Source organism: Streptomyces sp. CB02261 (genome assembly GCF_001905665.1).
Taxonomy (GTDB): domain Bacteria; phylum Actinomycetota; class Actinomycetes; order Streptomycetales; family Streptomycetaceae; genus Streptomyces.
This window is the reverse complement of record NZ_LIVX01000001.1, coordinates 765,056-791,826: the sequence shown is the minus strand read 5'-3', so window position 1 is coordinate 791,826 and position 26,771 is coordinate 765,056. Positions and strand designations below refer to the sequence as shown.

Genomic DNA, 26,771 nt, shown 5'->3' with positions numbered 1-26,771 from the left:
GTCTACTCTGAATCCGTGCCGGACGACGTGGGGGGCAGGCCGTTCCAGGACGGCGGTGACCCTGAGGACTCTGTCGACCGCGGAGGCGCCGACGAGGTCTACGCCGACGTGGTGTTCGACGAGGACTTCGTGCGGGCGGCGACCGTCCACGAGCCCACCGCGGTCGAGCGGCTCCTCGCCGCCGCCCAGGCCCGCGCCGAGGCCGAGGCGGCCCGCGCCCGCGCCGGAGGGGGACCCGCCGACGACGACCCCTACGAGGACCTCCACGACCCCACGGCCCTCACCTACGAGCCCGACGACATCGGCGACGACGCCAGCCCCTACGGCCGCCACGGCGGCCCCCTGCTCCCCTACCGGGGCAGCGCACGCTGGCACCGGCCCGTCGCCTGGCTCCTCGCCCTCCTCATGGGGATCGGCATGGTCGCCCTCGCCTTCAGCGCCGTCTACCGGGGTGCGGCCGCCAACCGCCAGGACCAGATCCCTCCGCCGGCCACGACGGGCGTCGACACGCCCAAGCCGCACCCGGCCCCGCCCGCCGCCCACGCCCCCGCGGCCCGGTCGGCGTCCCCCGGATAGCGCCGACGCCCCCGCCGCCGCGGTCAGCGTCGCCCGGACGGCCTCCGCCGTCCCCCGAACGGCCGAACCGCCCGGATCCTCCTCACTTCCCGCCGTACACGGCCCCGACGGCGGGATTCTTCCGAACTTGGCGTGTACCTGGGCGTTTACCGAAGCCCCCGCGGACCTACCCTGAAGGTATGGCAGGGCGTGGCGACCCGCCTGAGGGGACACCCGACGGGGTCCCCGGCGGTGAGGACGAATACCGATCCGTCGTCTTCGACGAGGCGTTCGTCCGCGCTGCCCATCTCCAGGAGTACTCCGCCCGGGAACGGATGGGCGAACACGCCCTGGCCGTCCGCAGCCGCTCCTCCTCCTGGGAGGGCCGGAGCGGCTCCCGCCAGGCGCTCCTGCTGGTCCTGCTGATCCTCCTCGCCTTCGGCACCGCCATCTACCTGGGCGTCCGCAACCCGTACCTGCCGCCCGCCGACCAGCGGGCCGAGCCCCTGCGGACCACCGTGGTCCCGCTCGCCCCCCAGGGCCCCGTCGTCGGCGGCGTGCCCGACCGGCTCTTCGACCACAGCCCCGCGGCCGAGTACCGCACCGGAGCCGCCGGCATCAACCTGCCGGTCACCGGACGCACCACCCACTTCGCCGAGAGTCAGGTCGTCACCGCCCTCGGCATCGCCAAGGAGTACCTGGTGGCCTCCTCCCTGGAGCCCGGCGTCCTGTCCGGGGCGACCGTCCGCCCCGCGCGGCTGCTGATCGACCCGGACCAGCTGGAACAGTTCGACCGGAGCGTCGAGTCACCGGCCGACGACGGCCGGCACGCCCTCGCCGGCTGGCTCGTCCGCTTCGACCCGCGTCAGGTGGTCCTCGCGGACCCCGCCACCCGCGTCCAGGGCACCCTGCGTTTCGAGGAGACCGGTCCCGACACCCTGGACGTCACGGCGGACCACACGTACACCTACGCCCTCCGCCCGGCCGCCGGGGGCGCGGGGCCGGGCGCGGAGGCGTCCCTCTTCACGGTCCACCGCGAGCTGCACTTCCGCTTCGACCGCGAGGACCTGCGCATGCACCGGGCCGAGCTGGTGACCAGCACCGTCGAGGCGGGCCCGCAGGCATGCGGCGCGGACACGACCGGCGCCCTGAAGCCGCTCCTGGCGGGGGCGCGGACCCCCGAGGCCGGCGGAGGCCCGGCGGTCACCGACCCGTACGCCACGGGTCGGCCCGCCGCGCCCTCGCTGTGCGGAGCGCTGGCGCCGGACGCTCAGCCCTCGCTCTGACCGCCCCCGGAGCCGCTCGCCGGGCCGCTCCCGTCGTCCCCGGTCGTCGGTCCGCCGTCGCCGGGCTGCTTCGGGCCCTGCCCGGCGCCGAACCGGTTGCGCAGCCGCCCGCCCAGGTCGCCCGCCAGGTCACCGGCGCCCCCGGCTATGTCCCCGACCAGCTTCATCAGCGGATCCTTGCTGGTCCGCACCGTGTCGGCGTAGTGCCCCGCCGACTCGCGGAAGGAGTCCGTGACCGAGGTGTCCTTGTCCTCCGAGCGCTTCGGGTAGTGGCCGTCCATGATCCGCTGGAAGTCGCGGCTCTCCGACCACTTCTTCAGCTCCGCCGCCCGGACGGTCGTGAAGGGGTGCGTCCGCGGCAGCACGTTGAGGATCTTCAGGACCGAGTCCCGCAGGTCGCCGGCCTTCTCGTACTCGTCGGCCTGGGCGAGGAACGCGTCCACGTTCATCTCGTGGAGGTGGTTGCCGCCGGCGATCTTCATCAGACCGCGCATCGAGGCCCGCACGTCCTGCCCCACGAGGAGTCCCGCCCGGTCGGCCGAGAGCTCCGACTTCCGGAACCACTCCCGCAGCGCCGTCACGATGGCCATGATCGCCACGTTCCCCAGGGGGATCCAGGCGATCTTGAGCGCCAGGCCGGTGAGGAAGAGCAGCACCGTGCGGTACACGGAGTGCCCGGACAGGGCGTGCCCGACCTCATGGCCGACGACCGCCCGCATCTCCTCCTCGTCGAGCAGCTCCACCAGACCGGTGGTGACGACGATGATCGGCTCGTCGAGGCCGATGCACATGGCGTTGGGCTTCGGGTCCTGCGTCACGTACATCGGCGGGACCTTCTCCAGGTCCAGGATGTAACAGGCGTCCCGCAGCATCTCGTTGAGGTGGTTGAACTGCGCGTCGCTCACCCGGACGGAGTCCGAGAGGAAGAGGAGCCGCAGACTGCGCTCGGGCAGCAGCCCGCTGAGCGCCTTGAAGACCGTGTCGAAGCCGCTGAGCTTGCGCAGCGCCACCAGCGCCGAGCGGTCGGCGGGATGCTCGTAGGCCCGCGAGGAGATGCCGGGGAACCGCTTGCGCTGCCTGCTCGGCACGTTCCCCTGGTCGTTCTCGGTCATGGATGCCCCCTGTTCGTACGAGTCGGTGCTCGTCCCCCTGACGCACCCAGCCTAGGCGTTGGCGCCCTCGTGCGCCGGGGCCTGTGGATAACTCGGGCCGGGCCGTTCAGCGGAGCTCGACACCAACGCCTGAGTCGGCGTGAGCCCGTCCGCACGGCCCGCATACGATGTGCGCGAAGTCTCCGCTCCCATCCCCGATCGATAGGTCTGCCGAAGATGAGCCTCCACAGCACCGCCGCCAACCTGGTCTCCCTCGCCGAGGGCGCCGAGCACGGCGGCAACCACGAAAGCCTCAGCCCCTACCTCACCGGCTTCGGTGCCTTCGGCGCCCTGATGCTGCTGCTGTGGATCACCACCCGCTTCAACCGCGACCGCTGAACCGGCGACCCTGATCAGGCGTCCGCTGCCGTGCCAGTAGGCTCTGCACGCATGGGAGAGCAGGAAATGCCTACTGGCGGGCGCGGGAAGCGCCGACTCGGCGTGATGGGCGGAACCTTCGACCCGATCCACCACGGACACCTGGTGGCGGCCAGCGAGGTCGCCGCCCTGTTCCACCTGGACGAGGTGGTGTTCGTACCGACCGGGCAGCCGTGGCAGAAGAGCGACAAGGCCGTGTCTGCGCCCGAGGACCGCTACCTGATGACGGTCATCGCCACGGCGTCCAACCCGCAGTTCTCGGTCAGCCGCATCGACATCGACCGCGGCGGTGCGACCTACACCATCGACACCCTGCGGGACCTGCGCGCCCTCAACACCGATGCGGACCTCTTCTTCATCACCGGGGCCGACGCGCTGTCACAGATCCTCACCTGGCGCGACGCCGAGGAGCTCTTCTCGCTCGCGCACTTCATCGGCGTCACCCGGCCGGGCCACGACCTCACCGACGACGGACTGCCCAAGGGCGGGGTCTCGTTGGTCGAGGTTCCCGCGCTCGCCATCTCCTCCACCGACTGCCGGGCGCGGGTCGCGCAGGGGGATCCCGTCTGGTACCTGGTCCCTGACGGCGTGGTGCGCTACATCGACAAGCGCCAGTTGTACCGCCGCGCGTGAGCTTCGGGGAGGGCCACCGGTGAACGACCAGCAGCACCCGTACGACCCGTACTATCCGCAGCCGCAGATCATCGGCTACGACGAGTACGGGCAGCCGGTGTACCAGCAGCCCCAGGCGCCTCAGCAGGGGCAGGGGCAGCACTACGACCCGTACGGCGGTCAACAGCAGCAGCCGCAGCAGGGGTACGGCTACGACCCCTACGGCGGGCAGCAGCAGCCGCAACAGCCGCAGCAGGGATCGCCGTACGACCCCTACGGGCAGCAGCAGGGCTACGCCTACCCCTCGTACGACACGGGGCAGCAGTGGGCCGCGCCGGCCGAGCCCGCCCCCGCCCCCGCGACGCAGGCCGCACCCGTCACCCCCGCGGCGCCCGTCGCGGCCCCGGCCGGCGTCCCCGGACAGCGCCCCGCCTCCGAGCGGTCCGCCCCGGCCCGGCAGGCCGGGGGCGACGACGACCGGGACTACCGCACCGAGCAGTTCTCGTTCATCGAGGAGCCGGACGAGGACTCCGAGGACGTCATCGACTGGCTGAAGTTCACCGAGAGCCGTTCCGAGCGCCGCGAGGAGGCCCGGCGGCGCGGCCGCAACCGGGTCGTCGCCCTCGTCGTCGTGCTCGTCCTCGCGGTCGCGGGCGGCGTCGGCTACCTGTGGTCCGCCGGCAAGCTGCCCGGCTCGTCCGAGGCGGAGCAGAAGGGGAACGCAGCGACCGGTCCGCAGAAGCGCGACACGATCGTCGTCCACCTCCACGACCTCAAGAACGGCGGCACCTCCACCGCCCTCCTCGTGAACAACGCGACCACCCGCCAGGGCACCACCGTCCTGCTCCCCAACTCCGTCGTCGTCGCCGACGAGGAGGGCTCCGTGACGACCCTCGGCAAGTCGGTCGAGGACGACGGGGCCGGTGGGACCCGGGAGGCGATCGGCAATCTCCTCGGCACCCGGATCACCGGGACCTGGCGCCTGGACACCCCGTACCTGGAGAACCTCGTCGAGACCGTCAGCGGCATCGAGACGGACACCGACACGGACGTGCCCGGCGCCAAGAAGGGCGCGGACCCGCTGGTCAGGAAGGGCGAGAAGCAGACCCTGAACGGCCGCGCCGCCGTCGCCTACGCCACCTACCGGGCACCCGGCGAGGCCGAGGCCAAGCAGCTCCAGCGGTTCGGCCAGGTCATGTACGGCGTGCTGCGGAAGATCTCCTCCGACCCCGAGGCCGCCACGGTCACCATCCAGACCCTGCAGCAGATCCTCGACCCCTCGCTCCCGGAGAAGGACCTGGCGGCCTCCCTCGCCAGGCTCGCCGAGCACGCCAAGATCGGCGACCACAAGACGGCCCTGCTGCCGGTCGGCGCGGACGGCGCCCTGACCGAGGACGCCGGCGGAAGTGTGGTGAAGGACATCCTCGGCGGCAAGGTCACCGCCCCCGAGGCCGGCGAGGTGACCCGGGTCTCGATCCGGGACGGCTCCGGGAAGGGCGCCACCGAGACAGCCAGGATCGTCCTGATCAACGGCGGCTACGCCTTCGTGGGAGGCGCCGAGGCGCCCACCCGCGAGACGTCGCAGGTCCTGTACGCCGACGACGCCCAGAAGGCGACAGCGGCCGAGGTGGCCAAGACGCTGGGGCTGCCGGCCACCGCGGTCACCAAGGGCGAGCCCTCGAACGCCGCCGCGGTCACCGTCGTCCTGGGCCAGGACTACAAGCCTCAGGGCCCCCGGTAACGGCGCTCCTGAAAACGTTGGCGGGCGCGTCGGCGGTCCGTGAGACCCTGGAGGGGTACTGGACCGCCGACGAAAGCCTGCTTGTGACCGCCACGGATCGTTCCATCGAGCTCGTCAACGCCGCCGCTCAGGCGGCCGCCGACCGGCTCGCGCACGACATCATCGCGTACGACGTCAGCGACGTGCTGTCGATCACCGACGCCTTCCTGCTCGCCTCCGCGCCCAACGACCGCCAGGTCAAGTCGATCGTCGACGAGATCGAGGAGCGCCTGAACAAGGACCTCGGCGCCAAGCCGGTCCGCCGTGAGGGCGACCGCGACGCGCGCTGGATCCTCCTGGACTACGTCGACATCGTCGTCCACGTCCAGCACAGCGAGGAGCGGGTCTTCTACGCCCTGGAGCGGCTGTGGAAGGACTGCCCCGAGCTGCCGCTGCCCGAGGACGCGTCGAAGACGCGCGGCAAGGGTGCCGAGCACGCGGCCCTGACCGGGGTCGACCTCGCCGACCACGCCGCGGGCCTGCCCGACGAGGCGGACGGTGAGCTGAGCTGAGCACCACCAAGGGCGGCAGAGGCCGCCGCATCGTCCTCTGGCGCCACGGCCAGACCTCCTGGAACCTGGAGCGCCGTTTCCAGGGCTCGACCGACATCGAGCTGACGGAGACCGGCGTCGCCCAGGCGCGCCGGGCCGCACGGCTGCTCGCCGCGCTCAAGCCGGACGCCATCGTCGCGTCCGACCTGAAGCGGGCGGCCGCCACCGCCGCCGAGTTGGCCGCGCTCACCGGCCACGCCGTCGCCCACGACTCCGCGCTGCGCGAGACGTACGCGGGGGAGTGGCAGGGCCTGACCCATGACGAGATCGTGGCGCGGTACGGCGAGCAGTACGCCGCCTGGAAGCGCGGCGAGCCCGTGCGCCGGGGCGGCGGCGAGCTGGAGACCGAGGTGGCCGACCGGGCCGCCCCGGTGGTCCTGGAGCACGCCGACAAGCTCCCCGACGACGGCACGCTCGTCGTGGTGAGCCACGGCGGCACGATCCGCACCACCATCGGCCGACTCCTGGACCTGGAGTCCCGCCACTGGGAGAGCCTGGGCGGCCTCACGAACTGCTGCTGGTCCGTCCTCGGCGAGGGCGCCCGTGGCTGGCGTCTGATGGAGCACAACGCGGGCACGCTGCCCGAGCCGGTCCTCGGCGACGACGACTGAGCCCCGCGGCCCGGCCTGCCGGACCCGGATTTCACTTTCCGGCAGGTCACAGGCTAGAGTTCTTCTTGTTCGCAGCGCGGAGCGCGAAGAACACGAGGGGCTATAGCTCAGTTGGTAGAGCGCCTGCATGGCATGCAGGAGGTCAGGAGTTCAATTCTCCTTAGCTCCACAATCACCGGATCCCGTCCCCAGCAGGGGGCGGGATTCGTCGTTCCGTCACCTCGTGCAGGGCCGCGAGCCCCTGACGGCTCTCCTCGTCGCTCGGCGTGTACGTCACGATGCGGCACTCCGGCATCCCGTCCACGGAGAGGGAGACCGGGACCGACCGGACCTCACCCACCCGCTCGTGGCGGAGGGTCCGCACCCGTGTCCCCGGCGGGACCACGTCGCCGCCGCGCCACAACCGGGCGAACTCCGGACTGGCCTCCGCGAGGCGCCGTATGAACTCCTCCCAGGCGGGCTCGCCCCCATGACGTCCGTACGCGCCCCGCAACCGGGCCACCATCAGGGGCAGTTCCCGCTCCCGCTCCATCACCGGGCAGGTGGGGCCGGGCGTGCTCAACAGCGCCCACAGCACGTTGCGTACGCCGAACGGGCCGGTGTCCAGGGCCTGTCCGCCGCGCCCGTCCTGGTCGTGCCGGAAGAAGAGCCGCTCGTACATGGCGTTGGTCGCGAGGACGTCGTACCGCGCGTCGTGGAGCACCGCCGGGTGCGGGTCCAGGGCGTCGAGGACGCCCTGGACCTCCGGGCCGACCCCCGGCACGTCCGCGGCGGACCGCTCCGGGGCGTACGGCACCTCGGCCAAGCGGTAGAGGTGCTCGCGCTCGGACCGGTCGAGCCGCAGTGTGCGGGCGACCGCGTCGAGCACCTGCGCGGAGGCGTTGATCGGACGTCCCTGCTCCAGCCAGGTGTACCAGGTGACGCCGACCCCGGAGAGCCGGGCGACCTCCTCGCGGCGCAGGCCCGGTGTACGGCGGCGGAGCCCCGGCGGCATCCCCACGTCCTCGGGGGTCACCCTGGCCCGGCGGCTGCGCAGGAAGGCGGCGAGCTCCGGCCGTCGCCGCCGCTGTGTCGGTACCGCTGCCACGATCGCCGCACCCCCCCATGGTCGAGTCCCCCGTGCTGTCCCAGTAAAGACCGTGGCACCGACAACCGGACCGGACGGCCGTTCGGCGTCCCGCAGGCCGCGGCGGCGGGACCGCCACGCCGATCACGCTGACCCTCTTGCGGGGCCATGGCAGAATCGGACGGCCGGAGGGGGACGAGGAATCCGGACGGGAGGGTGGCCCAAGTGCTCGGCGACAACTGCGGGGTGTCCTATGGGTGCACGGCCTGCGGCCACAGCTGGAGCTGACTGATGGGTGCACACAGGAGGAAGTGCGACTGGTGCGGCAGCGGTACGCCCATCGTGCGTGACATGGACCCCGTCAACCCAGGGTTCCAGTACTGGTGCGAGGAGTGCGCGCGGGCGCTGATCATAAAAGGCGACCCCATCGAGACGTACCGCGAGCTGGAGGGGGAGCCGATCTACGGCCGGCTCCTCGACGAGCACTGCACCCTCAAGCGGTTCTACTCCTTCGCCACGGCCTGACGCCGCAGCGTCAGCGCGTACCCCACGAGCAGCGCCGTCGTCGTCAGCGGGTAGATCGCGGACAGCAGCATCTGGCCCGCGTTCTGGTCCAGCTCGGGCCGGCCCGGGTCGTGCGGAACCCACCACAGCGCGAACGACGCGAAGACCAGGGCCACCGCGCCCGTCACCGGCCACGCGCGCGTGGCGCGGTCCGCGAGCAGGATCAGCAGCGGCACGCACCAGACCCAGTGGTGGGACCAGGAGATCGGGCTGATCATCAGCGCCGTGAACGCGCAGACGACGACCGCCACGGCCTTGTCGCCCCGCACCGCGGCCCGTACCGCGAGCACCATCGCCGCGCCGCCCAGGAGCGCCGCCGTCACCGCCCACCACAGGCCCGGGTCGTCGGTGTGCATGAGCCGGGCCAGCACGCCCCGGATCGACTGGTTGGCGGTCTCCTCGGCGAAACCGACCCGGCCCGTCTCGAACAGGGTCTCCGTCCAGAAGCGCTTCGAGTCCGCCGGCAGCACGAGCACCACGGCCAGCGTCGTCGCCAGGAACACGCCGGTCGCCGTCACCGCCGTACGCAGCCAGGTGTTCCAGGACCGGTCCCCGCGCCACAGGATCAGCCCCGCGACGAGCAGCAGGACCACGAAGAGACCCGGTGTGAGTTTCACCGCGGTCGCCAGGCCGATGCCGAGGCCCGCCCAGCGGCTGCCACGCGCGCGCGTGAGGTCCCAGAGCACCGCCACCGCTATGAGCAGGTTGATCTGCCCGTACCGCAGGGTCGTCCACACCGGCTCGGACCAGACCACGACCGCGGCGACCCACAGCGTCGTACGCCACAGATCCGTACGGGACAGGGACGGGCGGACCAACTGGAGCGACAGCTGGACCAGGGCGACGACGAGGAGCAGGTTCCCCGCCGTGCTGAGCGTCCGCATCAGCGGCACGCTCACCAGGGTCAGCGGGACGAACAGCAGGGCCGCGAAGGGCGGATACGTCATGCCGAGGTTCGCCGAGGTGGCGCGCATCGCGTACAGGTCACCACCGGCCCTGACCGTCTCGCCCTCGGCCCGGTAGACCATCACGTCGAGCATGTTCACGTGGGCGAGGCGTTGCGCCACCCAGAAGGCCGCGAACGAGAGCAGGCAGACCGCCGCGGCGGTGGCGAGGGGCCACGGCCGGGCGCGGGTTTTCGAGAGCACGGAGACGGACACAGTCGGCGACCCTACCGGGCAGGTCAGGAGGGCTCCGAGAATCGATTTGGAGATCTGCCGGGCGGCCGGTTAATGTTCTGTCTGTCGCCGCGAGGGAAACCGAGACGGAGACGGAAACAAGCAAGGGGCTATAGCTCAGTTGGTAGAGCGCCTGCATGGCATGCAGGAGGTCAGGAGTTCAATTCTCCTTAGCTCCACAGAAAAGAAGGCGGGCCACCCGAATCGGGTGGCGCGCCTTCTTCGTGTGCCCGATCCCTCGCCGCATCGACGGCGCCGCTCCGTGGAACGCCGGTGCGGCCCGCTCGGGCCCTGCGGTACCCTGGCGCCATGCGTGCCGTACGCCTTCTGCTTACCGAGCCGCGCTGATCAGTCCCGACGGATGACAGACATCTGTCGGAGTCGGCGCGGCGTCCCCTCCTGTGCGAGGGGATTTTTCATTTCACGGCAGTCCGTGGCAGTGGGCAGAGACGATCGATGGAGCTTCAAGGACCATGACCGAGATCAATACGGCCGCCGAGACGGCGGCTCCCCATCGCTATACGGCGGCCATGGCCGCCGACATCGAGGCACGCTGGCAGGACTTCTGGGACGCGGAGGGCACCTACGAGGCGCCGAACCCCACCGGCGACCTGGCGGGCGACCCCGCGATCGCCGCCCGGCCCAAGAAGTTCATCATGGACATGTTCCCGTACCCCTCGGGTGCGGGCCTGCACGTCGGCCACCCGCTCGGCTACATCGCCACGGACGTCTTCGCCCGCCACGCGCGCATGACCGGCCACAACGTGCTGCACACCCTGGGCTTCGACGCCTTCGGCCTGCCGGCCGAGCAGTACGCCGTGCAGACGGGCACGCACCCGCGTGTGTCCACCGAGGCCAACATGGAGAACATGAAGGTCCAGCTCCGCCGGCTGGGCCTGGGCCACGACAAGCGCCGGTCGTTCGCCACGATCGACCCGGAGTACTACAAGTGGACCCAGTGGATCTTCCTGCAGATCTTCAACGCCTGGTACGACACCGAGGCCGGCAAGGCCCGTCCGATCGCCGAGCTGATCGCGCAGTTCGAGAACGGCACGCGTGAGGTTCCCGGCACCACGCGCGCGTGGAGCGAGCTGAGCGCCGCCGAGCGCTCCGACGTCCTGGGCGAGTACCGCCTGGCGTACGCCTCCGACGCCCCCGTCAACTGGTGCCCCGGCCTGGGCACCGTTCTGGCCAACGAAGAGGTCACCGCCGACGGACGCTCCGAGCGCGGCAACTTCCCCGTCTTCAAGTCCAAGCTGCGCCAGTGGAACATGCGGATCACCGCCTACGCGGACCGCCTGCTCGACGACCTGGACGCGCTGGACTGGCCCGAGGCCATCAAGCTGCAGCAGCGGAACTGGATCGGCCGCTCCGAGGGCGCCCGCGTCGACTTCCAGGTCGGTGACACCGGTGCGATCACCGTCTTCACCACCCGCCAGGACACCCTGTTCGGCGCCACCTACATGGTGCTGGCCCCCGAGCACGACCTGGTCGAGAAGATCGTCCCGGCCGTCTGGCCCGAGGGCACCCACGACGTGTGGACCGGCGGACACGCCACCCCGGCCGAGGCCGTCGACGCCTACCGCAAGCAGGCCGCCTCCAAGTCCGACGTCGAGCGGCAGGCCGACGCCAAGGAGAAGACCGGCGTCTTCACCGGCGCGTACGCCACCAACCCGGTCAGCGGCGAGCAGGTCCCCGTCTTCATCGCCGACTACGTCCTGATGGGTTACGGCACCGGCGCCATCATGGCCGTCCCGGCGCACGACAGCCGCGACTTCGCCTTCGCGCGCGCCTTCGAGCTGCCGATGCGCTGCGTCGTGGAACCGAGCGACGACCGCGGCACCGACCCGTCCACGTGGGACGACGCCTTCTCCTCGTACGAGGCGAAGCTGGTCAACTCCGCGAACGACGAGATCTCCCTCGACGGCCTGGGCGTCGTCGACGCCAAGGCGAAGATCACCGCCTGGCTGGCCGACCGCGGTATCGGCGAGGGCACCGTCAACTTCCGCCTGCGCGACTGGCTGTTCAGCCGCCAGCGCTACTGGGGCGAGCCCTTCCCGATCGTCTACGACGAGGACGGCGTCGCCCACTCGCTGCCCGAGTCGATGCTGCCGCTGGAACTGCCGGAGGTCGAGGACTACTCGCCGCGCACCTTCGACCCGGAGGACGCGGACACCCAGCCGGAGACCCCGCTGTCCCGCAACGAGGACTGGGTCGACGTCACCCTGGACCTCGGCGACGGCGCCGGCCCGCGCCGCTACCGCCGCGAGACCAACACCATGCCCAACTGGGCCGGTTCCTGCTGGTACGAGCTGCGCTACCTCGACCCGCACAACTCCGAGAAGCTGGTCGACCCGGCCGTCGAGCAGTACTGGATGGGCCCCCGCGAGGGCATGCCGACCGGCGGCGTCGACCTGTACGTCGGCGGCGCCGAGCACGCCGTGCTGCACCTGCTGTACGCGCGCTTCTGGTCCAAGATGCTGTTCGACCTGGGGCACATCTCCTCGGCCGAGCCGTTCCACAAGCTCTACAACCAGGGCATGATCCAGGCCTTCGTCTACCGGGACGCGCGCGGGATCGCCGTGCCCGCGGCCGAGGTCGAGGAGCGGGACGGCGGCTTCTGGTACGAGGGCGAGAAGGTCAGCCGCGTCCTCGGCAAGATGGGCAAGTCCCTGAAGAACGCCGTGACGCCGGACGAGATCTGCGCCGAGTTCGGCGCCGACACGCTGCGCCTGTACGAGATGGCGATGGGCCCGCTGGACGTGTCGCGTCCCTGGGACACGCGCGCGGTGGTCGGCCAGTACCGGCTGCTGCAGCGCCTCTGGCGCAACATCGTCGACGAGTCGACCGGCGAGGTCACCGTGGTCGACACCGAGGCCGACGAGGACACGCTGCGCGCCCTGCACAAGGCGATCGACGGCGTCTCGCAGGACATGGCGGCCATGCGCTTCAACACCGCCATCGCCAAGGTCACCGAGCTGAACAACCACCTGACCAAGTCCGGCGGTGCGCTCTCCCGGTCCGTCGCCGAGCGGCTGGTGCTGCTGGTCGCCCCGCTGGCCCCGCACATCGCCGAGGAGCTGTGGCGCAAGCTGGGCCACACCGACTCGGTCGTCCACCAGGACTTCCCGGTCGCCGACCCGGCGTACGTCGTCGACGAGACCGTGACCTGCGTCGTGCAGATCAAGGGCAAGGTCAAGGCCCGCCTGGAGGTCTCGCCGTCGATCACGGACGCCGACCTCGAGACCCTGGCGCTCGGTGACCCGCACGTGGTCGCCGCGCTGGGCGGCGCGGAGATCCGCAAGGTGATCGTCCGGGCGCCGAAGCTGGTCAACATCGTCGCCGGCTGACGACACATAGGGGTTTCCCCTACGGGCAGGTTGGGGGTTCCGATGGAACCCTCGGCCTGCCCGTTCCGTTTACCTTGGAAGAACCACAACCGTGGGGACTCGACGTACGCCGGAGGGGCACACATGGAAGCCACGATTATCACGATCATGGCGCTGCTCTTCTTGTCCTTCGTGGCGCTCGGGGTCTTCGTCACCGTGAAGGCGGCCAAGGCCGCCAAGCGGGGGGTCGACCGCACCCTGAACCAGGCCCGGCGCACCGTCGAGGACACCACGCTGCGAGCCAAGAGCTTCGGTCAGACCGGGGTCGCCGGCGAGCTGGCCAGACTGCGTCTGTCGCTGCGCACCTCGATGCGGGCCACCCAGGAGGCGCTGCAGGCCGGTGTCGGCGAGGACGCGTCGCTGAAGGAGTCGCTCGACCTGTTCCACCGGCTCAGCGGGCACGGGCTGGAACTGGACGAGGACCTCAAGCGCCTGGAGCGGGAGCCCGACCGGGCGTACGTGTCCGGGCAGCTCCCCGAACTCGCCGCGCGGACCGAGCGGATCACCGGCTCGGCCGACGCGCTGCGCCGCGCCGCCCGGGACAGGGCCCTGAAGTTCGCCGAGGACGACCTGTCGGCGCTCAGTGCCCAGATCGACGTAGAGGCGGGCGCGTTGCGCCACTGGACCGGTCCGGAGACCACGCAGGGGGCGGCCCCGGGGACCGCCTCCGGCGCCGGTGAGGCCTGGGGGCGTCCCGCCGGCCCGGCCGAGCACTCGGACCGGGGAAACCCGGCGGCCGGCGGTGAGCCGTCCGCGATCACGGGGCCCGATCCCCGGCGGACCGCCTACCCCTGGGAGAAGTCGGCCCGCCCGGAGACCACCACCTGACGGGGGGCCGGGCTGCCGAGCGGCGGCCCCGGCGGGTAACCTCCCGCTCATGTCCCGGCATGTCGCGATCGTCACCGATTCCACGGCCTACCTGCCACGCCAGACGAGGGAGCGGCACGCCGTCACCACGGTCCCGCTGACCGTCGTCATCGGCGACCGCGCCCTCGAGGAAGGCACCGAGATCTCGGCCAGGGCCCTCGTCGAGGCCCTCCAGAAGAAGCGGTCCGTCACCACCTCGCGGCCGAGCCCCGAGATCTTCGCCGAGGCCTACCGCGCGGCCGCCGAGGCCGGGGCGCGGGGTGTCGTCTCGCTCCATCTGTCCGCCGAGGTCTCCGGGACCTTCGACGCGGCCGTACTGGCCGCGAAGGACGCCCCCGTGCCCGTACGGGTCGTGGACACCCGCATGGTCGGCATGGCGCTGGGCTTCTGCGTGCTGGCGGCGGCCCAGGTCGCGGAGGCGGGCGGCTCGCTGGACGAGGTGGTCGCCGCCGCCGAGAAGCGTGCGGGGGGAACCTCCGCCTTCTTCTACGTCGACACCCTGGACCACCTGCGCCGCGGCGGGCGCATCGGGGCGGCGCAGGCGCTGCTCGGCTCCGCGTTCGCGGTCAAGCCGCTCCTCGAACTCGACGGCGGGCGCATCGAACTGCGGGAGAAGGTGCGGACCGCCTCGAAGGCCATCGCACGGCTGGAGGAGATCGCCGTCGAGCGCGCCGGTTCCGGCGCCGTCGACATCGCGGTCCACCACCTCTCCGCACCCGAACGGGCCGCGGCCCTCGCCGACCGGCTGCGGGGGCGGGTACCGGGCATGGCGGAACTCCATGTCAGCGAGGTGGGCGCGGTCATCGGCGCGCACACGGGGCCCGGGCTGCTCGCGGTCGTCGTCTCGCCCTGCTGAGCCGGTCCGTCACCCGCGTGAGTGACGGAGTTGTCCACAGGGCGGCCCCCGTCCACGGAACGTGAGTGAGTCCCGCACAGGACCGCGGTGATCCCTACCGTCACCTGCATGACTCTTCGTACACGTATCGCATCGACCGGTTCCGACGTCCTCGGCACGAGGGGCGCCGCGTCCAGCGGGCCCGGCAGGGCGCGGGGTTCCGACGGGCGCCACCGCCACGGCGCGCGTGGCGCGTCCTCCGGGCGGGCCGGGAGGCGGACCCGGGTCAGGAGGGCCGCCCCGCTTCCCGAGGCCGTCGTACGGCGGCGGGGGGACGCCCTGTTCCCGTCGGCGGCCGCCGAGCCGAGGCTGCCCGAACCACCGGAGGGCCGGGACGCGACGGAGGTCCCGGAGGCGCCGGAGCGTGGTTCCCCGGTGGGAACGAGGGGGCGGCTGGCGGCGGCGCTGCGTGAGCGGACCCCGATGTGGGTGCAGACGCGGTGCGGGCTCGAACCGAGGGCGCTGGCCGCGCTGGCGGTGATCCTGATCGTGGCGGCGGGCCTCGCGGGCGGCTACTTCTGGGCGGGGCGGCCTGAGCCGGTGCGCGCGCCCGAACTCGTACGCGCCGTCCCCGTGGCGGCCGCGCCCGCCACACGAGCCGCGCCGGTGCCGGGAGCCGGTGCGGGGTCGGCGTCGGCCGGGGCACGGGTGATCGTCGACGTTGGCGGCAAGGTGCGCAGGCCCGGGGTGCTGACCCTGCCCGCCGGTTCACGGGTGGCGGACGCCCTGCGTGCCGCGGGCGGGGTGAAGCCCGGCGCCGATCTCACGGGGCTCAACCGGGCCCGTGTCCTGTTCGACGGGGAACAGGTTCTCGTCGGCGTGCCGGGGGCGCCGGGCGTGCCGGGCGTGCCGGGCGTGCCGGGCGTGCCGGGCGTGCCGGGCGGCGGCTCCGGTCCCGGCTCCGGTCCTGCGGGCGGACCGGGTGGCGGCGGGCCTGGGGTGCCACTGAGCCTCAACACGGCCACGGTGGAGCAGCTCGACACCCTGCCGGGTGTCGGTCCGGTCCTCGCCCGGCACATCGTCGACCATCGCACGGAGCACGGCGGCTTCCGGTCCGTCGGGGAGCTGCGCGAGGTCAACGGCATCGGCGAGCGCAGGTTCGCCGACCTCGAACCGCTGGTCCGGCCATGAGTCGCGACGAGACGGCGGCCGGGGTGCCGGAGTCCTCGGTGCGCCCGTGGGAGGAGGGGCCCACGGATCTCCGGCTGGTCCCGCTCGCGGTGGCGGCCTGGGTGGCGGCGGCCTGCGCGGTGGGTGTCACGGGTTGGTGGACGGTAGGAGCTGTCGGGGCCTGTCTGGCGGGGGCCGCCGTCCTGCTGACGCCGGCCGCGGCCCGGTGGTTCGGGGGCGTGGGCGTCGTGCGGGGAGTGCCGGGGTGGCGGTTGCGGGCGACGGCCTGCGCGGGCGTGCTGCTGTGCGCGGCGGCGGGGGCGACCTCGGCGGGCCTGCACGCGGCGGACCTCAGGCGGGGCCCCGTGCCGGCCTTGGCGGCGGAGTACGCGCGGGCGCGGTTGGAGGTGACGGTGACGTCCGATCCCCGGCTCACCCTGCCGCGGGTGCGAGGGAGCGAGACGGTACCGGTCTCCGTCGTCCTGGGCGGTGAGGTGACCCGGGTCGAGAGGAGGGACGGCTCGGTCCACCGGACACGGACGCCGGTGCTGCTGATCGTGCCGCCGGGGGAGGGGCGCGAGGCGTGGCTGCGGCTCCTGCCCTCGACCCGGGTGACGGTGGGCGGCCGGCTCGCGCCGCCGTCGCGCCCCGGCGAGCCCTTCGCGGCGGTGCTCAAGGTCGACGGGGCGGGGCCGCCCCGGGTCGTGGGCCCTCCGAACGCCTCGCAGCGGCGGGCGGGGGAGCTCCGGGCCGGGTTGCGGCGGGCGACCGACGGGCTCGCACCGGACGCACGGGCCCTGCTGCCCGGCCTGGTGGTCGGGGACACCTCTCGGATCGGTCCTGAGCTGCGCGACGCGTTCCGGGCCACCGATCTCACCCACCTGCTCGCCGTGTCGGGCAGCAACCTCTCGATCGTGCTGCTTCTGCTCGTCGGCCGGCCGGGGAGGGCCCATCAGGTGGAGCGGGGCGGCCTCGCCCCGCGGCTGGGGCTGTCGCTGCGGGTCACCGCCCTGGCCGGGGGAGCGCTGACGCTCGCCTTCGTGGTGGTGTGCCGGCCCGATCCGAGTGTGCTGAGGGCGGCGGCGTGCGGGCTCGTCGTGCTGCTCGCGATCGGTACCGGCCGCCGGAGATCGCTGATCCCCGCGCTGGCCGCAGCCGTTCTCCTCCTGGTGCTCCACGACCCCTGGCTCGCGCGGAGTTACGGCTTCCTGCTGTCGGTCCTCGCCACCGGGGCCCTGCTCACGGTCGCACCCCGGTGGAGCGAGGCGCTGCGGCGGCGTCGGGTGCCGGGCGGGCTTGCGGAGGCGCTGGCCGCCTCCCTGGCGGCGCAGGCGGTGTGCGCTCCCGTCGTGGTGGTGTTCGCCGCCAGGGTGAGCCTGGTCGCGATCCCGGCGAACCTGTTCGCCGAGCTCGCGGTGGCGCCCGCGACGGTGCTCGGCTTCGCCGCGCTCGTCCTGGCGGCGGTCTGGGCGCCGGCCGCGGAGGCCCTGGCGTGGGTGGCGGGATGGCCGGCCGGGTGGATCGCCCGGGTGGCCCGTACCGGCGCGGCCCTGCCGGGGGCGGAGCTGAACTGGCCCGGCGGATGGTGGGGTGGTCTCGCTCTCGCGCTGCTCACCGCCCTGGTGGTGCTCGCGGTGCGCAAGCTGCCGCACCGGGGGCCGCTCGGCGTGCTCGTCGCCGTGGTGCTCCTGCTCGTGGTGGCGCGGCCGGTGCCGCTCGCCCGGTGGGTGACCGGATGGCCCCCGCCGGACTGGGTGTTCGCGATGTGCCAGGTGGGGCAGGGCGATGCCACGGTGCTCGCGGCGGGCGGGGACGCGGCCGTCGTCGTGGACGCGGGCCCTGATCCCGCGGCGGTGGACCGCTGTCTGCGCGAACTCGGGGTGCGGCGCGTGCCGTTGCTGCTGTTGACCCACTTCCACGCCGACCATGTGGCCGGTCTGCCGGGGGTGTTGCGAGGGCGGTCGGTGGGGGCGATCCAGACGACGGGTCTGGAGGAGCCGCCCGCACAGGCCCGGTTCGTCCGGCGGACGGCGGCGGGCGCGCGAGTGCCGCTGATCCGGGCGGGGCCGGGGGAGCAGCGGAGGGCCGGGGCGCTGGAATGGCGAGTGCTCTGGCCGGTGGCGGAGGCAGGGGAGAGCGCCGCCGGGCCGAACGACGCCAGTGTCACGCTCCTCGCCCGGACCGCCGGCGGGGTGACCCTGCTGCTGCTCGGCGATCTGGAACCACCCGCGCAGCGGGCCTTGTTGCGGGCCCATCCCGATCTCGGGCCGGTCGACGTCCTCAAGGTGGCCCACCACGGATCGGCCCATCAGGACCCGGCGCTGATACGGGCCGTACGGCCGAGGCTCGCACTGGTGTCGACGGGGCGCGACAACCCGTACGGCCACCCCTCTCCCAGGACGGTGGAGTCGTTGCGGGCCGGTGGGGCGCGGGTGCTGCGCACCGACCGGGACGGGGCGATCGCGGTGACGGGGGCGGGGCGCGAGCTGGTGGCCGTACCGGCAGGGGGCTGAGCGGGAGGAGGGGAGCGGGTCGGGGAGGGGACTGGGGTCGGGGAGGGGCATGGGGAGCGAGCGCGGGTGAGCAAGCGGACCGGAGCCCGGCACCGGGATCTCCTTGTAAAGGAGTCTTTCTAAAGATATCTTTTCATCATGCCCGAGCTCAGTGACGCCTCGCCCGAGGGCGAGCAGCCCCGCAGCATCCGTCTCACCGACCCGCGAGCCCTGCGGGCCTACGCCCACCCCCTGCGCATGTCCCTGGTGGGCCTGCTGCGCGGCAACGGGCCCTTCACCGCCACCCGGGCCGCCGAGCTGACCGGCGAGTCCGTGGCCAGCTGCTCCTACCACCTGCGGATACTCGCCAAGTACGGGCTCGTGGAGGAGGCGCCCGGCGGCCGGGGGCGGGAGAAGCCCTGGCGGGCGACCGCCCGCTACACGGAGTGGCCGGAGTACAGCGAGGACGCGACGGTCGCGGAGGCGGCCGACGCGCTGGGCGCCGCCGTCGCCGAGCGGTACTTCGAGCGGGTCACCCGGGCCATGGAGAAGCGGCACCGGCTGCCGAGGGAGTGGCGGGAGGCCGAGGAGTTCGGCGACTTGCTGCTCCACCTCACCCCCGAGGAGCTGACCGGCCTCGGAGAACGGATCGACGAGCTGCTCCGGCCCTACGAGGCGCGCACGTCCGACCCGTCCCTCCGGCCGGAGGGCGCCCGGCCCGTCACCGTCCTGCGGATCGCCTACCTGGACCAGGACGTCCCCGACAGCGAAGAGGAGTAGAGGCGTGGCCCTCGTGGAACGCGTACCGGCGCTGCTGCGCGAGCGGTCCTTCCGGCGCTACTGGACCGGGCAGACCGTCTCCCTCGCCGGGGACCAGATATCGCTGATGGCGATCCCGCTCGCGGCCGTCCTGGTCCTCGGCGCCGACGCCGCCGCGATGGGCTGGCTCAAGGCCGTCGAACTCCTGCCCGCACTCCTGCTCAACCTGCCGCTCGGCGCCTGGGCCGACCGGCAGTCCAGCCGCAGACGAGCCATGATCGTGGCCGACCTCGGGAGGGCCGCGCTGGTCCTGACGCTCCCCGTGGCCTATGCCCTCGACGCGCTGACCCTCACCCAGTTGTACGTGGTGGCCTTCGGGCTCGGCGCGCTCACCGTGCTCTTCGAGGTGTGCAACGCCACCCTCTTCGTGGCGCTCGTACCCTCCGATCGCTACGTGCAGGCCAACGCGCTGGTCAACGGCAGCCGTTCGACGGCCTGGCTGGCGGGGCCCGGGATCGGCGGCCTCCTCGTGCAGTTCCTGACCGCCCCCTTCGCCCTGCTCGCGGACGCCCTCACCTATCTGGTGTCGGCCGGGTACCTGGCCCGGATCAAGCCGGTCGAACCCGCGCCGGCCCCCGTGGCCAAGGGGCACTTCACCGAGGGCATGCGCTGGGTGCTCCGAGACCGCTCCATGCGCGCGCTCTTCGCCGCCTCCGGCACGGTCCAGTTCTTCAACTACATGTTCCACACCCTCTTCGTGCTCTACGTGACCACCGAACTCGGCATCGGCGCGGGCCTGCTCGGGCTGATCCTCGGCGCCGGAGCGGTCGGCGGCCTCCTGGGCGCGCTGTGCAGCGGGGCGGTGGTGCGGCGGATCGGCATCGGGGGCTCGCTCGTCGCCGGCTTCCTCGGGTTCACGCTGCCGCTGCTCCTGATACCCCTCGCCGAGGGGCCGCTCCCGCTCGTGGTGGCCGTGCTGTTCCTGGCGGAGTTCCTGTCCTGCGTGGGCGTGATGATCGTCGACATCGCCGCGGGGTCGTTCCAGATGGCGCTGATACCGGACGCCGTCCGGGCGCGGGTCATGGGCGCGTTCCGGACGCTCAACCACGGCTTCCGTCCGATCGGCGCGCTCGTCGGCGGCCTGCTCGGCACCGCGATCGGACTGCGACCGACCCTGTGGGTCGCCACCGTGGGAGCCGTGTTCGCCGTGCTGTGGGTGCTGCCGTCGCCGCTGCCGCGCATGCGGGAACTGCCCACGCGGGACGGGGAGACGGCGCCGGTCGGATAGTGGCGGGACGCCGACGGCCTTCACGCCTCCACGGCCTCTGCGGACTCCGGGCCGGCGCGCGGGGGCGGTGGCGGTGCTACGGGGCCTCCAGCCAGCCCTCGTACTCGGCGGCCAGCCCGTCGAGCGCCGTGGGGTCCAGGCGGCCCTCCGGGTCCTCGACGACCACCAGCCACTGGGCGTCCTCGGCGTCGTCCTCCCCGGCCAGGGCGTCCCGTACGAGCGTGGGTTCCTCGGCCACGCCGAACCGGTCGGGGAGCTCCCCCGCGACCTCCTCGGCGGCGTCGCGGTCGGGCAGTACCAGTACGTGTCGTTCGCTCACCCCGCCATTCTCGGGCATCGCTGTCGGTGGCCCGTGGGATGCTGGATCGCGATGGCCACCAGAAAGACTTCCCCCGACGACCTCCTCGGCCCCGTGACGCTCGCCGTGGGGCAGGAGGACCTGCTCCTCGACCGCGTCGTCCATGAGGTGGTGGCGGCCGCCCGCGCCGCCGACGCCGACACGGACGTGCGCGACCTCACGCCCGACCAGCTCCAGCCCGGCTCGCTGGCGGAGCTCACCAGCCCCTCGCTCTTCGCCGAGCGCAAGGTGCTGGTCGTGCGGAACGCCCACGACCTCTCCGCCGACACGATCAAGGACGTCAAGGCCTACCTCGGCGACCCGATCGAGGACATCTCCCTCGTCCTGCTCCACGCGGGCGGCGCCAAGGGCAAGGGCCTGCTCGACGCCGCGCGCAAGGCGGGAGCGCGGGAGGTGGCCTGCCCGAAGACCACGAAGCCGGCGGAGCGGCTGACGTTCGTACGGCAGGAGTTCCGCGCCCTCGGCCGCGCGGCCACACCGGAGGCCTGCCAGGCGCTCGTCGACTCGATCGGCAGTGACCTGCGGGAGCTGGCGTCCGCGGTCGCCCAGCTCACGTCCGACGTGGACGGGACGATCGACGAGGCCGTCGTCGGGCGGTACTACACCGGCCGGGCCGAGGCCTCCTCCTTCAACATCGCGGACCGCGCGGTCGAGGGGCGGGCGGCGGAAGCCCTGGAGGCCCTGCGCTGGTCGCTCTCGACCGGGGTCGCGCCGGTGCTCGTCACCAGCGCGCTCGCGCAGGGCGTACGGGCGATCGGCAAGCTGTCGTCGGCGCGGGGCGGCCGGCCCGCCGACCTCGCGCGGGAGCTGGGCATGCCGCCCTGGAAGATCGACCGGGTCCGGCAGCAGATGCGGGGCTGGACCCCGGACGGGGTGTCGGTGGCGCTGCGGGCGATCGCGGACGCGGACGCGGGGGTGAAGGGCGGCGGGGACGACCCGGAGTACGCCCTGGAGAAGGCGGTGGTCGCGGTGGCGCGGGCGGCGAGGATGCGGCGCGGGGATTAGGGCGCTCTCCCGGGCGTGTGCCGCGAGGACGGCCACGCCCGGCCGGGCCGCCCGATTCACGCCCGCCCCGTCATGCCCGCCGGGCCGCCCATGTCCCGCCCGGCCCCCTGCGGGGCCCCCGTCGCGCCCCGCCGGGCCGCTCCCGTCACGCCCGCGCCCGTCCCGTCACGCCCGCCGGGCCGCCCCCGTCACCGAACGCGCCCGAACGCGCCGAAGGCCCCGGCGGCTCCTGGGGAAGGAGGCGACGGGGCCTTCGACGTACAAGCTGGGTGGGCTCGCACCCGCGTGGCGAACGCGTCCGCGTGCGAGTCCTGGGTGGCCGGGCGGGAGCGGGAGAGAGGGCCCGCTGGGTCCCGTACGGCCGGTCACATCAGAGCTCAGCCCTGGAGAGCGGCAACCTTGGTGGCCAGCGCCGACTTCTTGTTGGCGGCGGCGTTCTTGTGGATGACACCCTTCGAGACAGCCTTGTCGAGCGCGCGGGAGGCGGCGCGGGAAGCCACGGTGGCCTTCTCGACGTCACCCGCGGCGACGGCCTCACGGGCCTTGCGGATCGCGGTCTTGAGCGAGGACTTGACGGCCTTGTTGCGCAGGCGCGCCTTCTCGTTCGTCTTGTTCCGCTTGATCTGGGACTTGATGTTCGCCACGAAAAGAGCCTTTACAGGTTCGATGTTCCTTCTGGGGTGTGACTCGCAGCTGAGAGGGCGTACGAGACACAGCTGTCCACACTATCAGCCGCCCTCGTGCCCGCCCAAACCGGGCACAGGGCGACGGGCATGGGACCATGGAGCCTACGTATCGATCCGACATCGCCCCGAGACGAGACCCTGCGTGCCCGCGACTCCTACCAACGTGCCCGAGCCGAGCCGTACCGACCCGGCTCTGATCCGCAACTTCTGCATCATCGCGCACATCGACCACGGCAAGTCCACGCTCGCCGACCGGATGCTCCAGCTGACCGGTGTGGTCGACCAGCGGCAGATGCGTGCCCAGTATCTCGACCGGATGGACATCGAGCGGGAGCGCGGCATCACGATCAAGTCCCAGGCGGTCCGGCTGCCGTGGGCGCCGAACGAGGGGCCGGATCAGGGCAGGACGCACATCCTGAACATGATCGACACTCCGGGGCACGTCGACTTCACGTACGAGGTCTCGCGTTCGCTGGCGGCCTGTGAGGGCACGGTCCTGCTGGTCGACGCGGCGCAGGGCATCGAGGCGCAGACCCTGGCCAACCTCTACCTGGCGATGGAGAACGACCTCACCATCGTTCCCGTGCTGAACAAGATCGACCTGCCGGCCGCCCAGCCGGAGAAGTTCTCCGAGGAGCTCGCCAACCTCATCGGCTGCCAGCCGGAGGACGTGCTCAAGGTCTCCGCGAAGACCGGCGTCGGCGTCGACGCCCTGCTCGACCGGGTCGTCCGGGACGTTCCCGCGCCCGTCGGCGTCGCCGACGCCCCCGCCCGCGCGATGATCTTCGACTCGGTCTACGACTCGTACCGCGGTGTCGTGACCTACGTCCGTGTCGTCGACGGCCAGCTCAACAAGCGCGAGCGCATCAAGATGATGTCGACCGGCGCGACCCACGAGCTCCTGGAGATCGGTGTCTCGTCCCCGGAGATGACGCCGTCCGACGGCCTCGGCGTCGGCGAGGTCGGCTACCTCATCACCGGTGTGAAGGACGTCCGCCAGTCCAAGGTCGGTGACACGATCACCTCCCTGAACAAGGGCGCCACCGAGGCCCTCGGCGGCTACAAGGACCCGAAGCCGATGGTGTTCTCGGGCCTCTACCCGCTGGACGGCTCGGAGTACCCGGACCTCCGCGAGGCCCTCGACAAGCTCCAGCTCAACGACGCCGCGCTGGTGTACGAGCCGGAGACCTCCGCCGCGCTCGGCTTCGGCTTCCGCGTCGGCTTCCTCGGCCTGCTCCACCTGGACGTGATCCGGGAGCGTCTGGAGCGCGAGTTCGGTCTCGACCTGATCGCCACCGCCCCCAACGTGGTCTACCGCGTGGTCATGGAGGACGGCAGCGAGCACACGGTCACCAACCCGAGCGAGTTCCCCGAGGGCAAGATCAACGACGTGTACGAGCCCGTCGTACGCGCCACGATCCTCGCCCCCAGTGAGTTCATCGGCGCGATCATGGAGCTGTGCCAGACCCGTCGCGGCACGCTGATCGGCATGGACTACCTCTCCGAGGACCGGGTCGAGATCCGCTACACCCTGCCCCTCGCGGAGATCGTCTTCGACTTCTTCGACCAGCTGAAGTCCAAGACGCGCGGCTACGCCTCCCTGGACTACGAGCCCACCGGCGAGCAGGCCTCCAGCCTGGTCAAGGTCGACATCCTGCTGCACGGCGACAAGGTCGACGCCTTCTCCGCCGTCACCCATAAGGACGCCGCGTACGCCTACGGTGTGCGGCTCGTCGCGAAGCTGCGCGAGCTCATCCCGCGGCAGGCCTTCGAGGTGCCGATCCAGGCCGCGATCGGCTCCCGGGTCATCGCCCGCGAGACCATCCGCGCCATCCGCAAGGACGTCCTCGCCAAGTGCTACGGCGGTGACATCTCCCGTAAGCGGAAGCTGCTGGAGAAGCAGAAGGAAGGCAAGAAGCGTATGAAGATGGTCGGTTCGGTGGAGGTGCCCCAGGAGGCCTTCATCGCCGTGCTGTCGAGCGACGAGTCCTCCGGCAAGAAGAAGTAGCCCGAGGAGCCTCGGACGGAGCAGGGAGGCGGGACGGGCGGCGAGAGAGCCGGAAGTAGCTGTCCTGTGCAAGGAACGGGCCCACGTGCGGATGCGCGTGGGCCCGTTCGTTATCAAGCGGCGCCCTGTAGGCCCTTACGCGTCGGACCTCGGCGCTTTACTCTGATCCCGGCTCGAAGGTTACTCGCCAGTTAGTTACGAACCACCAGCAGGCACCGCCGCCGCCCGGAGGACGTCGTGAGCGACACACAGACCCAGATCGAGAACCGGCCGCCCTCCGTGGCGACCCTCTTCCTTGAGCGCGTCGAGCGGACCCCGGACGCGGAGGCCTACCGCTACCCGGTGCCCGCCGCCTCCGGCGCCGGCCCCGACGACTGGAAGTCGCTCAGCTGGGGCCAGGCCGCCGAGCGGGTCTACGCGATCGCCGCCGGCCTCGTCGACCTCGGCGTGCGGTCCGAGGAGCGGGTCGCCCTCGCCTCCTCCACCCGCGTCGAGTGGATCCTCGCCGACCTCGGCGTGATGTGCGCGGGCGCCGCGACCACCACGGTCTACCCGCAGACCAACGCCGAGGAATCGGCGTTCATCCTCTCCGACTCCGAGTCGAAGGTCCTCATCGCCGAGGACGCGGCCCAGCTCGCCAAGGCCGTGGAGCGCCGCGCCGACCTGCCGAACCTCCACCACGTGGTCGTCATCGACGCCACGGGCGTGGAGAGCGACGGCGAGTGGGTCCTCTCCCTGGCCGAGCTCGAGGCGCGCGGCCGGGCGTACCTGGAGAAGCACCCCGAGGCCGTCAAGGAGCGGGTCGGCGCGATCACCCCCACCCAGCTCGCGACCCTCATCTACACCTCGGGCACCACGGGCCGGCCCAAGGGCGTCCGTCTCCCGCACGACAACTGGTCGTACATGGCCAAGGCCATCGCCGCCACCGGTCTCGTCACCCAGGACGACGTCCAGTACCTGTGGCTGCCGCTCGCGCACGTCTTCGGCAAGGTCCTCACCTCCGGCCAGATCGAGGTCGGCCACGTCACCGCCGTCGACGGCCGCGTCGACAAGATCATCGAGAACCTGCCGGTCGTGCAACCGACCTACATGGCCGCCGTGCCCCGCATCTTCGAGAAGGTCTACAACGGCGTCGCCGCCAAGGCCCGCGCCGCCGGCGGAGCCAAGTACAAGATCTTCCAGTGGGCGGCCGGCGTCTCCCGCGCGTACGCCAAGGCGAGCCAGGACAACTTCCGCCGCACCGGGACCGCCTCCGTCCCCTTCGGTCTCGGCGCCAAGCACAAGGTCGCCGACGCCCTCGTCTACTCCAAGATCCGTGACGCCTTCGGCGGCAACCTGCGCGCGTGCATCTCGGGATCCGCCGCGCTCGCCCCCGAGATCGGCTACTTTTTCGCCGGCGCGGGCATCCACATCCTGGAGGGGTACGGACTCACCGAGTCCTCCGCCGCCTCCTTCGTCAACCCCGGCGAGGCCTACCGCACCGGCACCGTCGGCAAGCCGCTCCCCGGCACCGAGGTCCGCATCGCCGACGACGGCGAGATCCTGCTGCGCGGCCCCGGCATCATGGAGGGCTACCACGGCCTGCCCGAGAAGACGGCCGAGGTCCTGGAGACCGACGGCTGGTTCCACACCGGTGACATCGGCGAGCTGTCCGCCGACGGCTACCTGCGGATCACCGACCGCAAGAAGGACCTCATCAAGACGTCCGGCGGCAAGTACATCGCGCCGGCCGAGGTCGAGGGCCAGTTCAAGGCCGTCTGCCCGTTCGTCTCCAACATCCTCGTCCACGGCGCCGACCGGAACTTCTGCACTGCGCTGATCGCCCTCGACGAGCCCACCCTCCTCGGCTGGGCCGCCGATCACGACCTCGCGGGGAAGTCGTACGCCGAGGTCGTCGCCGCCCCGCAGACGGTGTCGATGATCCAGGGCTACGTCGACCGCCTGAACGAAGGCCTCCAGCGCTGGCAGACGATCAAGAAGTTCCGCCTGCTGCCCCGGGACCTCGACATCGAGCACGGCGAGCTGACCCCGTCGCTGAAGCTGAAGCGGCCGGTGGTGGAGCGCGAGTACAAGGACCTCATCGAGGAGATGTACGCGGGTTCCCGGGAGTCCTGAGCCACCGCGCACGACCTTTTCCACAGGTCGTCGTCCACAGGGGCGGACGTCCACCTCGGGCAGTACG

The 26,771-nt window shown here is 72.1% G+C and carries 23 protein-coding genes and 2 tRNA genes; 20 read left to right on the top strand and 5 right to left on the bottom strand.

Annotated features, from left to right (window positions below; all coding sequences use genetic code 11):
• The first annotated feature begins 15 nt into the window (after positions 1-15).
• A complete protein-coding gene (locus tag AMK29_RS03640; RefSeq protein ID WP_073807325.1) occupies positions 16-576 on the top strand; it encodes an SCO2584 family spore wall biosynthesis protein in 561 nt (186 codons plus the stop codon).
• Positions 577-755: 179 nt separating this feature from the next.
• Positions 756-1,841, top strand: a complete 1,086-nt coding sequence (locus AMK29_RS03635; RefSeq protein ID WP_073807322.1) for an SCO2583 family membrane protein — start codon at positions 756-758, stop codon at positions 1,839-1,841.
• Here the strand turns inward: AMK29_RS03635 and AMK29_RS03630 are convergent.
• Positions 1,826-2,953: a M48 family metallopeptidase gene (locus AMK29_RS03630; RefSeq protein ID WP_073807320.1), complete on the bottom strand. Its 1,128-nt coding sequence runs from the start codon at positions 2,951-2,953 to the stop codon at positions 1,826-1,828. The genes AMK29_RS03635 and AMK29_RS03630 overlap by 16 nt on opposite strands.
• A 216-nt stretch (positions 2,954-3,169) precedes the next feature.
• On the opposite strand from AMK29_RS03630, the gene AMK29_RS36635 reads away from it, so the two are divergent.
• The 6 genes from AMK29_RS36635 to AMK29_RS03605 all read left to right on the top strand — a co-directional run bounded on the left by AMK29_RS36635 (position 3,170) and on the right by AMK29_RS03605 (position 7,093).
• Positions 3,170-3,331, top strand: coding sequence for a hypothetical protein (locus AMK29_RS36635; protein WP_030550482.1), 162 nt, complete (start codon positions 3,170-3,172; stop codon positions 3,329-3,331).
• A gap of 51 nt (positions 3,332-3,382) precedes the next feature.
• Positions 3,383-4,003, top strand: coding sequence for a nicotinate-nucleotide adenylyltransferase (nadD, locus tag AMK29_RS03625; protein WP_073807318.1), 621 nt, complete (start codon positions 3,383-3,385; stop codon positions 4,001-4,003).
• A gap of 19 nt (positions 4,004-4,022) precedes the next feature.
• The gene (locus tag AMK29_RS03620; RefSeq protein WP_073807315.1) at positions 4,023-5,723 is read left to right on the top strand and encodes an LCP family protein; all 1,701 of its coding nucleotides are present in this window, start codon (positions 4,023-4,025) and stop codon (positions 5,721-5,723) included.
• Between the two features lie 83 nt (positions 5,724-5,806).
• Positions 5,807-6,274, top strand: a complete 468-nt coding sequence (rsfS, locus tag AMK29_RS03615; protein ID WP_073808250.1) for a ribosome silencing factor — start codon at positions 5,807-5,809, stop codon at positions 6,272-6,274.
• Entirely contained in the window at positions 6,271-6,924 is a 654-nt protein-coding gene (locus AMK29_RS03610) for a histidine phosphatase family protein (protein ID WP_073807312.1), read from the top strand. Before rsfS ends, AMK29_RS03610 begins: the two co-directional genes overlap by 4 nt.
• Before the next feature lie 96 nt (positions 6,925-7,020).
• Positions 7,021-7,093 (top strand) — tRNA-Ala (locus tag AMK29_RS03605).
• A 3-nt stretch (positions 7,094-7,096) separates the two neighbouring features.
• Here the strand turns inward: AMK29_RS03605 and AMK29_RS03600 are convergent.
• Positions 7,097-8,014 carry a helix-turn-helix transcriptional regulator gene (locus AMK29_RS03600; protein ID WP_073807309.1) on the bottom strand — a complete coding sequence of 306 codons (918 nt, stop codon included), beginning with the start codon at positions 8,012-8,014 and terminating at the stop codon, positions 7,097-7,099.
• Between the two features lie 267 nt (positions 8,015-8,281).
• Between AMK29_RS03600 and AMK29_RS03595 the strand changes: the two genes are divergently transcribed.
• Positions 8,282-8,515 carry a hypothetical protein gene (locus tag AMK29_RS03595; RefSeq protein WP_015033559.1) on the top strand — a complete coding sequence of 78 codons (234 nt, stop codon included), beginning with the start codon at positions 8,282-8,284 and terminating at the stop codon, positions 8,513-8,515.
• Here AMK29_RS03595 and AMK29_RS03590 read toward each other — a convergent pair.
• Positions 8,494-9,714, bottom strand: coding sequence for a glycosyltransferase 87 family protein (locus tag AMK29_RS03590; RefSeq protein ID WP_073807306.1), 1,221 nt, complete (start codon positions 9,712-9,714; stop codon positions 8,494-8,496). The two genes, AMK29_RS03595 and AMK29_RS03590, sit on opposite strands and share 22 nt — an antisense overlap.
• 124 nt (positions 9,715-9,838) lie before the next feature.
• Between AMK29_RS03590 and AMK29_RS03585 the strand changes: the two genes are divergently transcribed.
• The 8 genes from AMK29_RS03585 (at position 9,839) to AMK29_RS03550 (ending at position 20,532) form a co-directional block, all read left to right on the top strand.
• Positions 9,839-9,911 (top strand) — tRNA-Ala (locus AMK29_RS03585).
• A gap of 294 nt (positions 9,912-10,205) precedes the next feature.
• Complete coding sequence (leuS, locus tag AMK29_RS03580; protein ID WP_073807302.1) at positions 10,206-13,082, top strand: leucine--tRNA ligase; 2,877 nt, start codon at positions 10,206-10,208, stop codon at positions 13,080-13,082.
• A 123-nt stretch (positions 13,083-13,205) separates the two neighbouring features.
• Entirely contained in the window at positions 13,206-13,949 is a 744-nt protein-coding gene (locus tag AMK29_RS03575; protein WP_073807299.1) for a hypothetical protein, read from the top strand.
• Between the two features lie 49 nt (positions 13,950-13,998).
• Entirely contained in the window at positions 13,999-14,844 is an 846-nt protein-coding gene (locus tag AMK29_RS03570) for a DegV family protein (protein WP_073807296.1), read from the top strand.
• Positions 14,845-14,952: 108 nt separating this feature from the next.
• Positions 14,953-16,014, top strand: coding sequence for a ComEA family DNA-binding protein (locus tag AMK29_RS03565; RefSeq protein ID WP_073807293.1), 1,062 nt, complete (start codon positions 14,953-14,955; stop codon positions 16,012-16,014).
• On the top strand, positions 16,011-18,506 hold the full coding sequence (locus tag AMK29_RS03560) for a ComEC/Rec2 family competence protein (protein ID WP_073807290.1): 2,496 nt from the start codon (positions 16,011-16,013) through the stop codon (positions 18,504-18,506). The genes AMK29_RS03565 and AMK29_RS03560 overlap by 4 nt, the downstream gene beginning before the upstream one ends.
• 138 nt (positions 18,507-18,644) lie before the next feature.
• A complete protein-coding gene (locus AMK29_RS03555; RefSeq protein WP_073807287.1) occupies positions 18,645-19,265 on the top strand; it encodes a winged helix-turn-helix domain-containing protein in 621 nt (206 codons plus the stop codon).
• Positions 19,266-19,269: 4 nt separating this feature from the next.
• Positions 19,270-20,532 (top strand): MFS transporter, encoded by a 1,263-nt coding sequence (locus tag AMK29_RS03550; protein WP_073807284.1) that lies wholly within the window; start codon positions 19,270-19,272, stop codon positions 20,530-20,532.
• 76 nt (positions 20,533-20,608) lie between these two features.
• Here the strand turns inward: AMK29_RS03550 and AMK29_RS03545 are convergent, their stop codons facing one another.
• Positions 20,609-20,869: a hypothetical protein gene (locus AMK29_RS03545; RefSeq protein WP_284712430.1), complete on the bottom strand. Its 261-nt coding sequence runs from the start codon at positions 20,867-20,869 to the stop codon at positions 20,609-20,611.
• Between the two features lie 33 nt (positions 20,870-20,902).
• Here AMK29_RS03545 and holA point away from each other — a divergent pair, with 33 nt between their 5' ends.
• The gene (gene holA / locus AMK29_RS03540; RefSeq protein WP_073807278.1) at positions 20,903-21,895 is read left to right on the top strand and encodes a DNA polymerase III subunit delta; all 993 of its coding nucleotides are present in this window, start codon (positions 20,903-20,905) and stop codon (positions 21,893-21,895) included.
• Between the two features lie 377 nt (positions 21,896-22,272).
• On the opposite strand, the gene rpsT is transcribed toward holA, so the two are convergent.
• A complete protein-coding gene (gene rpsT / locus AMK29_RS03535) occupies positions 22,273-22,539 on the bottom strand; it encodes a 30S ribosomal protein S20 (protein ID WP_030317512.1) in 267 nt (88 codons plus the stop codon).
• 184 nt (positions 22,540-22,723) lie between these two features.
• On the opposite strand from rpsT, the gene lepA reads away from it, so the two are divergent.
• A complete protein-coding gene (lepA, locus tag AMK29_RS03530; protein ID WP_073807275.1) occupies positions 22,724-24,589 on the top strand; it encodes a translation elongation factor 4 in 1,866 nt (621 codons plus the stop codon).
• A 237-nt stretch (positions 24,590-24,826) separates the two neighbouring features.
• Positions 24,827-26,704 carry an AMP-dependent synthetase/ligase gene (locus AMK29_RS03525; protein WP_073807272.1) on the top strand — a complete coding sequence of 626 codons (1,878 nt, stop codon included), beginning with the start codon at positions 24,827-24,829 and terminating at the stop codon, positions 26,702-26,704.
• Positions 26,705-26,771 lie beyond the last annotated feature (67 nt).